10 protein-coding genes are annotated in these 11,988 nt (G+C 40.2%); 7 read left to right on the plus strand and 3 right to left on the minus strand.

All coding sequences use genetic code 11. The annotated features are described in order from the left end of the window. Positions 1-37: 37 nt before the first annotated feature. From IE064_RS05185 to IE064_RS05210, 6 genes are all read left to right on the plus strand, one after another. Positions 38-2,809 carry a DEAD/DEAH box helicase gene (locus tag IE064_RS05185; protein WP_189616937.1) on the plus strand — a complete coding sequence of 924 codons (2,772 nt, stop codon included), beginning with the start codon at positions 38-40 and terminating at the stop codon, positions 2,807-2,809. A gap of 460 nt (positions 2,810-3,269) precedes the next feature. Beyond that, positions 3,270-3,677, plus strand: a complete 408-nt coding sequence (locus IE064_RS05190) for a LexA family protein (RefSeq protein ID WP_189616938.1) — start codon at positions 3,270-3,272, stop codon at positions 3,675-3,677. Continuing rightward, the gene (locus IE064_RS05195) at positions 3,677-4,939 is read left to right on the plus strand and encodes a Y-family DNA polymerase (RefSeq protein ID WP_189616939.1); all 1,263 of its coding nucleotides are present in this window, start codon (positions 3,677-3,679) and stop codon (positions 4,937-4,939) included. The genes IE064_RS05190 and IE064_RS05195 overlap by 1 nt, the downstream gene beginning before the upstream one ends. Positions 4,940-4,958: 19 nt before the next feature. Continuing rightward, positions 4,959-5,690 (plus strand): endonuclease, encoded by a 732-nt coding sequence (locus tag IE064_RS05200; protein WP_189616940.1) that lies wholly within the window; start codon positions 4,959-4,961, stop codon positions 5,688-5,690. Between the two features lie 121 nt (positions 5,691-5,811). After that, positions 5,812-6,651, plus strand: a complete 840-nt coding sequence (locus IE064_RS05205) for a hypothetical protein (RefSeq protein ID WP_189616941.1) — start codon at positions 5,812-5,814, stop codon at positions 6,649-6,651. Positions 6,652-6,758: 107 nt separating this feature from the next. After that, entirely contained in the window at positions 6,759-7,775 is a 1,017-nt protein-coding gene (locus IE064_RS05210) for a hypothetical protein (protein WP_189616942.1), read from the plus strand. Between the two features lie 567 nt (positions 7,776-8,342). Here IE064_RS05210 and IE064_RS05215 read toward each other — a convergent pair. The 3 genes from IE064_RS05215 to IE064_RS05225 all read right to left on the minus strand — a co-directional run bounded on the left by IE064_RS05215 (position 8,343) and on the right by IE064_RS05225 (position 10,225). Next, a complete protein-coding gene (locus IE064_RS05215) occupies positions 8,343-9,152 on the minus strand; it encodes a hypothetical protein (RefSeq protein ID WP_189616943.1) in 810 nt (269 codons plus the stop codon). Then, positions 9,136-9,630, minus strand: a complete 495-nt coding sequence (locus IE064_RS05220; RefSeq protein ID WP_189616944.1) for a hypothetical protein — start codon at positions 9,628-9,630, stop codon at positions 9,136-9,138. The genes IE064_RS05215 and IE064_RS05220 overlap by 17 nt, the downstream gene beginning before the upstream one ends. A gap of 127 nt (positions 9,631-9,757) precedes the next feature. Continuing rightward, positions 9,758-10,225 (minus strand): nickel transporter, encoded by a 468-nt coding sequence (locus IE064_RS05225; RefSeq protein WP_189616945.1) that lies wholly within the window; start codon positions 10,223-10,225, stop codon positions 9,758-9,760. Positions 10,226-10,623: 398 nt separating this feature from the next. Between IE064_RS05225 and IE064_RS05230 the strand changes: the two genes are divergently transcribed. Continuing rightward, positions 10,624-11,742: a hypothetical protein gene (locus IE064_RS05230; protein ID WP_189616946.1), complete on the plus strand. Its 1,119-nt coding sequence runs from the start codon at positions 10,624-10,626 to the stop codon at positions 11,740-11,742. Positions 11,743-11,988: the final 246 nt, after the last annotated feature.

The raw sequence follows: 11,988 nt of genomic DNA on the forward strand, positions 1-11,988 counted from the left end.
ATGTCAGATCAATATTCAATTTTATAGGTATTCAAGGATGAGTGATTCTAAGCTATCTAATAATCATTCCAATAGTTCTACTAGTGGTTTAGATGAAACCAACATTTTCGAAGAATTCGTTCCGAGTAAGATTTTTGATATAACAAGAAATGAGAAATACCCATTAGTTCAGCCAGAACTCAACCGTAAAATTGCTAAGCTTACTAATCCTAAAACATTAAACTACACAACTGATATCGCAAAAATTATGAGTGTGCTGCGAGATAGAGAAATTGTTGAGTACCAACAAACTCTCATGGAAGCGGCAATCGATAACATCAGCGAAGAAACAGTTGATATAGATTTCATTCGTATAGGATTGAATCTTACTTCCTTTGATATTGAAAAACTACTTGATGGCGAAAATGGCCTAATTCGGGTGAGAACCAAAAAAAGGCAAGACCGCCTAACAGTAAATAAATTAAATGTTGGCAATAAGAATGTTGGGTATAAGAAAAGTGATAAAAGACCTTATTTTACTCATAGATTCCAGATGTTCGCCGATCTCGACGAATATCGATATCTTGATATTTATATTGCTGATCCGGAATTCGAGAGAAATAAAGGCAGAGATTTAAAATATAACTGTGAGATAGAATATATCCCTACCCGTGTTTCCCGCGAATTAGCATCTTTTATGCTATACCAGCTTCAATCGGTATTAGAAATCCGCCGTTATAAGCAACTCATAGATAATGCCCTAATATTAGAGTTGCATACGGGGTACATCATGTATGGCGTATCCCAGCTCTTCGGCTTCCTGCTAACCAAGAATAACAAGGTTAAGGTCGGCGAAGTTTTCCCAAAAGAAGGGGACATGGCTGCTGAAACGACCTATGTTGGTAGCCGTGCTAGTGATCACCTAATTGGTTATGACAAAGTCCTTAAGGAAAATAAGAAATTTATCGAGGCAGCTGTATTAGGTTGGGATCTTATCGCTAAGAGATTAGACGGCATTGAAGATTGGTTCCCTAATCAGGTTTGTAGTCTCCGCCTTGAATCTCGCCGCAGATTCGAAAAAGACCCCTTCAAATTGGCTGATATCAGTCTTGTTCGCTCGTTATTAGAAGATGTCCGCCTAATACGGCCTAAACGGCTATTCGACCTTGATGATTCTGAGCTTGAGGCGTTGGTCATTGATAAAACAGTGAGGAATTGCAGAAACACGTTAGAGACCTTGAGACTAAAGAACCAAGAGCGCCGTGAACAAGGAAAAAAGACACGTTCATCGCTATTCTTGTTGGGTAAGCAGAAGATTGCTGCATCCGTTAGTCGCCGCTCTGAAATGCTACTAGAGGCAATTCGAACCCCAGTTAAAGAGTTGACTGATGTTACCGGAAACTACAGCGCAGCCAAATGTAAGGTGAGTGAGCTCCTTCAGTCACGTATTAATAAGATTGCGAGTAAGAGCCATAAGATTTCAGCCATTATTGAAGCTGAGGAAAGGGCTATATACGTAGAAGGATGTCCCGGCTCAGGTAAAACATCGTTAGTTGTAAAGCGTGTTGAGCATCTGTTAGCTGAGGGTGTTGATGCAAGTGAAATCAGTGTGCTGGCGTTCACTAATGCTGCCGCTAAAGAGTTTGCTGAACGCTTAGATGAGAAGCTCCCTGATAACAACAGCATGTTTGTTGGCACCTTCAGTAGTTGGTGTAACAAGCTGCTTAATTTTGAAAAAGATCAAAAGGTTCTCAGTGCAGAAGCAGCGTTAAAGATCATCGAAGACTTAGTACGGTCTAAAAGCAAGATCGTTAAAAGGCTTGATAGTGGGGAAGTTGCTCGCCGATGCCAGCTTATCTTCAACCACCTAGCTAACTTTGATGAGCCTATTCTAGAGCGCAGTATCAAGAAGGTGGCACCGGAATTAGTCGAGTACGAAGAGGATATTTCTGAGCTTCTGGCGCGCTATAAAGATTACAAAGAGGGAAAATTCAGGGACTTTAATGATCTTCTGGTGCAACTACGGCAACGTTTACGAGATGATGATTTCTGCCAGAGGGTGGCAGAACAGACTAAGCACCTGATCATCGATGAAATCCAAGATACCAATGAGATTCAATGGGATATCATAGAGATGCTATATCATCATGGTATTCAATTCTTCTGTGTGGGCGATCCGGCCCAATCCATGTATGGCTTCAGGGGCGCTAAGCATGAGTACCTCGACCAATTCACTAAGACGTTCAACAATCGTAAACGTTTTCAGTTAACTAAGAACTATCGGTCATCAGCTCCATTGGTCAGCTTGGCTAACGAAATTCGGCGTAAGATCAATTCTAAGTACAGTATTTCAGTTTCAGTCAATAAATCGGAAGAGGCTGATATTCCTCGCTTGAAAAACTGCGATAGACTGAAGGAAGCTGCTCAATGGTTGGTGCGAGACATTAAGGCTAGGCAATCAAGTGGCACCCAGTTCATCTTATGCCGTTATAACAAGCAAGTCTTGAGTGTTGAAAAAGCGCTCAAAAAAGCTGATATTGAGTACGGTGACGGTAAATCAATTCAGGTACTTACTTACCATAAGTGTAAAGGTTTAGAAGCCGAACATTGCTACGTGCTTGATCCGCAGTTTAGCAAAAGCAAGTTATCGAGCTACAAAGAAGAGCTGTGTAACGCTTACGTGGCACTCACTAGGGCTGAGAAAACCTTGACCATTCTTGCCTGTATGAGTGGTTCATCTGTGTATGGAAAGGATGATGAGACTGGCAAACGTTCTGGCCTTAGCATATTCCTCGACCTGCCAGAGGATAAGTTAGAGTACATAGACTAGTAACGATTAGGGAGTAATTGTCATGGGAAGACGATACAGACGCAGAAGCCACTCCAGCCAGATAATAGCTGACTCAGTCGTTATTGGCAGCCGATTGTCTTGGTACGGTGCTTTCTTGTTTGGCCTAATCTCCTTCCTCATTTTCTACTACGCATTTCCCTACTGGCTTGAATCAAGGCTTAACGCAGCACAAGGCGTTGTTAGCTATCCGGGGCTGGAAGTAATGTATGGGCGAGGTATCCGTCTATTTCACTATCTTGGAATCGCTACCGGCGCTATAGGGTTGTTTTTTGCCGTCCGTAACTACTTTGTACTGTCATCGACAAATCGCAGCGAAAATCGTGTTATAGCGCTTCTGGCGAGATTAATTGGACGGCACTTCGATTAAAGATTTTACACCTTCCCATCTCCATTAGCTCTGCTAGAATATACTGTACATATAAACAGTGTATTCTAAGTTATGAGAGTAATCCCTATCTATGCGAGTGCGGGGATAACTGGTTTTGAATCCCCCGCCGCAGAATACCATCAGTTACCGTTGAGCCTTGATGAACTACTCGTAGAACATCCGTCAGCCACTTTTTTCTGTCAGGCGTCCGGTGATTCCATGCAAGGGGTGGGCATATTCGATGGTGACGTACTTATCGTTGATAGGCACATCACTATGATTAATGGTGATGTCATAGTTGCGAATATCAATGGTGAGTTCGTGTGTAAGTGCATTGATACGACGCGCAAATTGTTGTTGTCTGCTAACGAAGCATACCAACCTGTACCCGTCTCGGAATTTGATACCTTTTCCGTTGAAGGTGTTGTAATTCGCTCAATCCATAACTTCAGACCTAATCGTCTTTTGAGGCATAAATAGTGTTTGCTCTCGTTGATGCTAACTCTTTTTATTGTTCAGCAGAGCAGGTGTTTCGCCCTGATTGGCGTGGTAAGCCGATTGTTGTTCTGTCTAACAACGATGGCTGTGTTGTTGCCGCAAATCGACAAGCTAAAGCTGCTGGAATAGAGAAGTTTAAGCCTTGGTTTCAGGTAAAGGCGCTTGCTGAGCAACATGGGGTTATTGCTTGCTCATCCAACTACGAACTCTATTCCGATTTATCTGCCAAGATGATGCAAATTGTTGGTCAGTTTGCGCCAAGACAGCATATCTACAGCATAGACGAAACTTTTCTAGATTTGACTGGAATGCGCTTAGGTGAGGGAGCTTTGTTAGAACTGGGTGCTGTTATTCGGCGTACGGTTTGGCGGGAGGCTAGATTGCCTGTTGGTGTTGGTTTTGGTGACACTTTAACGCTAGCAAAAGCCGCTAACCATGCCGCAAAACGTATCGAGGGCTTTAATGGCGTTTGTGCAATTAATTCTGAATCTACGAGAAAGTCCATACTATCGGAAATGCATGTTTCTGATGTTTGGGGAATTGGGCGGAAGCTAAGTAAACGTCTAGAGAGTATGGGGATTATGACCGCATTACAATTGTCAAAAATTCCTATCAAGTTAGCGCGTAAGCAGTTTAGTGTTGAAGTGGAACGCTTAGTCTTGGAGCTTAATGGAACGCCGACTAGAAATTGGGATGAAACAAGAGCGGACAAGCAACAGATATTTTCTACTCGGAGCACTGGCGAACGAATTGAAGAACTGGACTCGCTCAAGCAAGCCTTTGCTATGCATGTGAGTAAAGCCAGCCAAAAAGCAAGGCAGCAGCATAGTGTGGCTGGTGCAATCTTGGTGTTTGCTCATAACTCACCGTTTGATGATGGTTGTACAAGAGGGTTCAAACAGCTATTACGTTTCCCCCTAGCAACTAATGATAGCCTAGTGATTGGTCGGCAGGTTGCAATGGCTATTCCCAGGCTCTATGTTGACGGGGTACGTTATTACAAGATTGGTGTAGGTTTGGTTGACCTTAGACCACAAGAGCATGTGCAATATGATTTGTTCTCTCCACCTACCGAAGAACCAAGATTGATGTGCGTGCTGGATAAGCTTAACCAGCGTTATGGCAGTGACACCGTATTTGTTGCTGCGCAGGGTATTGACCCAAAATGGCATATGCGACGGGATATGCTAACACCGCAATACACTACGGATTGGCGACAAATACCCTTGATTCAATGTCGCTGATCATAAAAAGGAATGATGAATGAAATTGACTTGGCTCATCATCGGATTGTTCTGTACTGGTGCAATGGCAGCTGGCAACACCGAAATTGAATCATTCTCGGCAGCTAAAAAGCTTATGCAGAATAGCATCTACACCACCGACACTTTACGCAAAACGATATACTGTGGTGCCGCCTTTGACAGTAAAAAGCAGATTACTTTACCTGAAGGATTTCAGACAGCCGTCTATCTTAAGCGCAGATTTAAGTGGGAAGCTGAACATATAGTACCTGCCGAGAACTTCGGCCAGGCATTCTCCGAGTGGCGCGAAGGCCACTCTGTTTGCGTCGATAGCAAGGGCAAGGCATTCAATGGCCGAAAGTGCGCAGAGAAAGCGAATAAAGAATACCGTTTGATGCAGTCAGACTTATACAACCTTGCACCGGCAATAGGCTCAGTTAACGCAGCGAGGCAGAACTATAACTTCACTATGTTACCCACAGCCAAATCTGCGTTTGGTAGCTGTGACATGCGGATTGAAGGCAATAAAGTCCAACCTCCTAAAGAAGCGAGAGGTCAGATTGCGCGCACATACTTGTATTTTGAATCGGCTTATCCTCGTTACAAGATGAGCAACGCTCAGCGTCAGCTAATGAATGCTTGGGATAAGCAATATCCAGTGACAAAGAATGAATGTGAAATTGCAGAGAAAGTTAAATCGGTGCAACACTCAGATAACCCAGTTTTGGAGCAGAGGTGTTTGGTATTTTAACTGAGTCTAAAGGTTGTGTAGTGAAGTAACGCCGATTCAACCAGTTAGCAATGTGCGTTTTTTAGGTCTAATGAGGTATACGCATATGCGCACTATTAAATTTTAGGGGGCGGGAGGCAGAATGGAATACTTGATAAGTATGTTATCTGGTGGCTTTAGTGGTGCAATGTTGGTTTGGCTGGCCAAAGGGTGGATTTCAGAGCGACTGAAACAATCTATTCAGTATGAATATGCTGAAAAGTTGGAAAGCTATAAAACTGAATTAAATTCAAAAGTTGAAGAATTTAAGCACAAAAATCAGGTTTCACAACTTCGAACCTCATTATTCTTTGATCATCAAAGAGATGCATTTGCAGCATTAATAACTAAAATGGCTCAAATAAATAAAGAGTGGGTGTCTAATTACGATCCTGAAGAGGGACTATATGAACCTGTTCCTGCAAATGGATGGAAAGAGTTTGAAGAGCTGCTTTATCAGCATCAACTTTTTTTAGATGAAGAATGTTTAATGGCCTTGTCACTAGTTAATGATACATATATTCGTTCTCTTCCATTCGATGATGGAAGTGGTGCTCCTCCTCACCAAAATGAATCTAGTCAGCATATTTCATATATTGAATATCTACAGCCGAGAATAGCTTCAATATTTAGGAGAAAAATAGGTGTTGAATCTGATCCTCAACACTTATTGGATATTGCGGTGTTATCTGCAATTGAAATTGTTAACGGATATCACTTTATGGATGTGGGTGTTCCACCTAAAGGAAAACTATCAACCAGTAGAGTCAAGGATGCTGCTGATAAAGTTAAGATCGGTTTAGATAATATCGATGAATTGATAAATTTGCTTAGAAATTTTGATGACTACTTGAGTAGTGATGGAGGGTGGGTTCACGAAGCTCAATTAAAGACAAAGCAAACTTTAAATATACTAGATAAATGCCTAATAAATAAGAATTAGTATTTAGTTACACGGTGTTATTTACTGAAGCGTTATCCCATCGATTACTAGTTCTAAAGTCGACTATTAATGTTATAAAATCCAACTCACACACTTGAGGAAATGCAATGAGTAGAAAACAGGCTATGAAACAGTATAATCAACTATATAAGAGATCCTGGCCTGTTTCTGATGAACTAATTTGTCAGTGTTGTGGAAATTCAACCAACTTAGAATGGGATCATTGTCCAGCCATCACAACCGCACACCTATTTATTAATAATAAGAAAATAAAGTTTATTCTAGTTTTGTTATGTAAAGAGTGTAATCTATTATTATCTAATCTTCTAATTCCAGATTTTCCATCAAGATTCTATTACGTTAAAGATGAATTAATTAAAAAGTATGAAAAGAATTTAATTAATGAACGCGGAGAGAATGTTAGTGACTTTATAGATTCAGAATTTGATTGTTCGGCGTTTTCTTGTTTGTTGGGGAGGATTAGTTTCGGACTGTTAAGATTTGATCAACTATCTGATAATTCACAGATCATTTTGGAAAAAATAACAGTTTCTGGCATAACTGTAATGGAACACTTAATAAATTCTTCCAATGGTAAACTGATTCATGAGTCAAATTTAATCGAAGAAGATGAAGTGTATCATGATGAAGATGGTGATTTGCCAAATCTAAATAAAGAAGAAGTACCATTTGAATTAGTAACTTTTTTAGAAGGTAATAGATTTTCATTAAATGGTTTTAAGTTGTTTTTACATGATAACTATATATATACTCAAAGCGGATATAACCGATTTTATGATGAGAATGTTATATGGCACGATTATCTTCCAGTGCATCCTGAAAAATTTTTTAATTGCGACTGGAATATATTTTTAGATGTTTTTTTAATTTCTGATAAAGGAAGTGAGTTTTCACTAAATATACTGGAGAAATACATAACTTATGATTTCGTTGAACGCCGGGAAAAGTTATCACTTTTCGATCTCGAAGATCTTTTAAATGATTTGAAAATTTCAACCAAAGAAGAATATAATGAATTAATATTTGCATTGGGCGGAAGAGATATCATTGCTGGCATACCCGATGAGCCTGAAAATTTTTATGAAGATTGGATTTTATGGTAACTTCCAACTGTCAAACCATGAAGCTACTTCTTGGAGGAAATCTTAAAATGCGGCAATATCTAGGATATTCAAAATATAGTTGCTCATCTATTGTTGCTCATCTGTAGTAGTTCATCATCTTCTGGTGACAGCATCAACATAATATCTAACATATCTCTGTCGAGAGCCTAGACAGCAGTGCTAAGTTCTTCGGTAAGTATTTCTTTGATATTAGCGAAGCGATACGTTCAGTTACGAACTGAGCATCACTCTGCGTGAATGAGTGCGATAGTTAGTCGTGCTAACTACACAACTTTAGCTCAATCATCGAAATTGTGACTATTTATGCACTTTTATAGGCATAGCAGCATCTTAACTGCTGTTTGCAGTCAATTGCTGCTGAAAAAGCACAAATATGCGCGTAAAAACGCGATTTCTGCATGTTAATAACTATTAAAATGCAAAAGTCACTGTTCGTTTCACACATACGTAACTACATCGTGTTGTTGCTTAGCAGTTGTGTTTGTATGAGGCTTGTTGTCATCTAGCGAAGTAGTGGCGATTCACTTTCATAACTTATTACGTTAGTTAGTTAATATCTTTTGACAGCGGTATTAACTTCTCACCATTTGCTTCTGCATGAGTTAGAGGCGAATTTGCATCAGTTATATGGAAATGCTCTAGATGGTTTTCAATGAATTTCTGACCTTGGTTAGTTAGTCTGTCAATACTTTGGTTAAGACTAACAATATCTCTATTAAGCTCTTCTAAGAAGCGAGTTGATGTATCAATGATGTTACCCATTTTAGTATCAACAGCTCTGATTAGAATATCTTTTGCTCTTTCATTATCTCCAAATTTTTCTTCGATTCTAAGAAAGTCATTCATTGCTTCTTCAATAGCGGTATCTTGTAGCTCTTTATACTGAATGGTTTTTTCGTATACGAGTTGTTGAGCACGCTCTTTAAGTTCAAGTTGCATATGACCAATAGCATTGATCGTTTCAACGTTTAATTTAGTCAATTGTTCAAGGTAAAGAGCAATCGCTGCGGTGGTGCGCTCCATACGCTCAAACTCTTTCTCCTTTTTCCATTCTTGAATTTCAGCTACAGCCATTTCGATTTCTCGAACTCTACGAACTTCAAGATCTACATCTAGTTCTTTTTCTTTAGCCTTAAGTTCGTGCTCAAGCTCCATCTCTCTCGTTCTGATTTCGTGTTCAGATCTAGATTGAGCTGTTAAAGTTTCCATATTTCGTTGATGGGCAGAATTCCTTGCCGATTCACTTCTATCGTGAGACCTACTCTTTAACGGTTCAGAAGCCCAATCACACAAAACTTCAACTGGCTTACTGATGCAATCGAGAAGAGCACCACCCACTTTACTTAACCAACCCATTCTGTTCTCCTAACTGCCGATTAAATTCTCGTTCAAAAAGAACTTGATCCTTTCTTCTTATGTAATTAATTTCTTCGAGTCGACCCTTGTCTTTATCAAAGATTGAGAAGATTTTTTCAATCTGTTTGACTTTATCATCAAGGAAGAACGTGTCTATGCAAGAGGTACTTTTGGATTGCTTAAAGCTCACAAATTCTTCGATGATGTGTTTTAACTTTTTCTGCGTGTCAATATTTTCAATATCAGTGATATTGTTTGATAACTTTTCTAGATTACTATTGATGAAAATGGAATATTCTCTTTCAAAAGATAATGACAAAAGGTTTTCGTTGTTCTCATATTGGAAGAAAGCTGAAAAAAGTTGAGGATCTTCACTAACACTACGAGAAACAAGCTCTGACCTTGCCTCTCGTAAGGATTTCAATAGCTCTTGCATTGCTTTAGGAGCTATCTTTGTCTCTGCTGTTTTAAGTTGCATTATTGAATGTAATACTTAATAAGGTTTCTATAGTATTTCGATGCAATTCATTTTCTAAGGCTTTACGTTGCTTGATCAAATGAAGTACAGCTACCAAAAGTCTTATCTGAGTCTCATTACTCATTGATTAGCAGTCCCTAGCTGTAACGGTAGGCTTGTTTAACTTAGCTTCTGAACGGATTTTACCGATAGTATCAAGCGTATGCTCTTCAATCAGGCTACTACTTAGATCTAAACTTTTGGTGTAACTATCAACAAGTTCTTTTAACCACTTGGAAGCAACATCACCGTCAACTTGAGACTCACTCAATGTACGAGAAACTTCTTTAAGTGTTTCAGAAAAGAACTTTGAACGTTCTTTACGTAAATCTTCTTGTAGTGTGCTAGCAAACTTGATCTCTTCTTTATACTCTTTAACTAGTTCTAGATAGCTTTTCTCAAAGTTATATAGAACTTCTAGCTTAGTCTTAAGAAGTTCAAGGTTTACGTAGCCATTAAGTTCTTTCTTCAAAGTTTCCGTCAATTGAGCATTGATTGAGTCGTCAGCCCCTGATGCTTTAACCGCCGAAGAAATTAGTTGATTTAAATCTGTCATTACGTGCCTTCCATTGAATGTAATATTAACTTAGCCCTATATTCAGGCTTGTGCGTGTACTGGTCAAGGGTACCATGTTTTTTCACTTTCCACTCACCTCGCCATTAACCTTCAGGCCTTTCGTGTCGATTGGAATCGCCACTACTTCACTAGACGACTTTTAGCCTCATTGGAACATTTCGCATTTTAATGAAACTGAATCGCCACTACAATTGATAGCATTATCAACGCCCCAAACTGTTTGGTGATCCAGCAGATGAAAGAACTACAATTGAAACTCGTGATGCCTGAAACAATCCAAGCGAGCTACCAACCTTCTAAGGCCGAACGGCATACGTTATTCAAGGACTATTTTTACGAAATCCTAGGTATACAGCGCTAGTCGGAGCAAACACAACGTGAAAACAAAAATACACGGAACGCAAACACCTGTCGGCAACGGTTCTGTACTGAGTCAGTTGGACTTGAACAACAAAAACATTCAGTTCGAGCTCCTTAGTTACGACAAACACCAGACACTAGAGGGACTACAAATAGAACCGATCGCGATGACTTACATAAAGCATCTCGAACACCTAGGCCTCGAGGTGCCTAACGTTACTACAGTTATTGCTAAGCAGAAGGGAGCAGGAAATGCTCGGTGTTTCTTCGTTTGGGACCGAAACAACAACTGGGCAAGCCAAGAGTATATTAGAACTCTCCAGAGGCTTGCGCCCTATACCACCTTTAGCGTGGGTTTCGACGAGGAAAGCTGTGACTTCTACTGCCACAAACCCGGCCGTGAAGAGAAAGTAATATCGCTTCAAACCTACCTGCAAGGAAAAAGAAGTTTCGCAACTATCCCATTCCCTTCTATCAAACAGAATGTCAGAGATATAGAAAGACAGATGGCTGTTTTCTGGGGCAGATTACATGGGGCCTTTGAAACAATAGACAATTTCAGGAATGAGGTGCTGCTTAATAGAGTAATGAAAAACTTTGTGATCCAGCCATTCTTCAGTTGGCTATGGGACCTTGATCGGATCGTCCTATATAGAAACCAGTACTGGGAAATCGAACTCAAGCACAAATACCCGTTTAGGCGTGGAACTAAAGCCCCTCTCAAATTTGGTATCAATATAGGCCAAGCGAAACTAGTTAGGGACTTAGGGACTGCAGGTGTCCGCACTCTGCACCTGATCCTAGTAAAACCTGACTGGAAAAAAGACTCCGATCCCGGCTACATATTCAATCGCCGGGACATTTACCACAAAGTTCTGCTCATCGGAACCGAGCTGACCCTAGCTAAGGCCGAAGCTCTGCTGAACCAGAAGGCCCACGAGAGTGATGAAACAACTAGTTTCACTGGTGCGACCAAAAATCATTTCCTTGAGATTTCTGCAACGGATTTCCATGTTCTAGGTAGCTACCAGACTCCGCCAGAAGAAGTGGCAAGGAATATAAAATGCCTGCTGGACGGAGTCTCCCTTGAAAAGGTTACGGATAGGCTGTTGGAAAGTTGTCGAATCAACAAATAATTTCCTCACTATATGCGCCATACCTTAAATAGCAACTACTAAAGTCCACATCGATTCGTCAAGATATTTTTAAGCTGTTTCGTGCGTTATGAGAACTCGATTTGAGATATGCTTAGTGCTGAATACCTGAATACCTGAATACCTGAATGCCATATCTTGTTCGGAGTGAATAGCTACGTGTGATGTTTTTAGCTGTAGTGTTGTTATGTGACAAATGTCATTTAAGAAAGTGGTGCTGATTCAAAG

The sequence above is a fragment of the Shewanella fodinae genome (genome assembly GCF_014651955.1).
In the GTDB taxonomy this organism is placed as follows: domain Bacteria; phylum Pseudomonadota; class Gammaproteobacteria; order Enterobacterales; family Shewanellaceae; genus Shewanella; species Shewanella fodinae.

Excerpts from the sequence above, each read along its gene's own strand:
- IE064_RS05185 (WP_189616937.1), top strand. The coding sequence starts at position 38 with ATGAGTGATTCTAAGCTATCTAATAATCATTCCAATAGTTCTACTAGT.
- IE064_RS05205 (WP_189616941.1), top strand. The coding sequence starts at position 5,812 with ATGGAATACTTGATAAGTATGTTATCTGGTGGCTTTAGTGGTGCAATG.
- IE064_RS05215 (WP_189616943.1), bottom strand. The coding sequence starts at position 9,152 with ATGGGTTGGTTAAGTAAAGTGGGTGGTGCTCTTCTCGATTGCATCAGT.
- IE064_RS05200 (WP_189616940.1), top strand. The coding sequence starts at position 4,959 with ATGAAATTGACTTGGCTCATCATCGGATTGTTCTGTACTGGTGCAATG.
- IE064_RS05220 (WP_189616944.1), bottom strand. The coding sequence starts at position 9,630 with ATGCAACTTAAAACAGCAGAGACAAAGATAGCTCCTAAAGCAATGCAA.
- IE064_RS05225 (WP_189616945.1), bottom strand. The coding sequence starts at position 10,225 with ATGACAGATTTAAATCAACTAATTTCTTCGGCGGTTAAAGCATCAGGG.
- IE064_RS05190 (WP_189616938.1), top strand. The coding sequence starts at position 3,270 with ATGAGAGTAATCCCTATCTATGCGAGTGCGGGGATAACTGGTTTTGAA.
- IE064_RS05210 (WP_189616942.1), top strand. The coding sequence starts at position 6,759 with ATGAGTAGAAAACAGGCTATGAAACAGTATAATCAACTATATAAGAGA.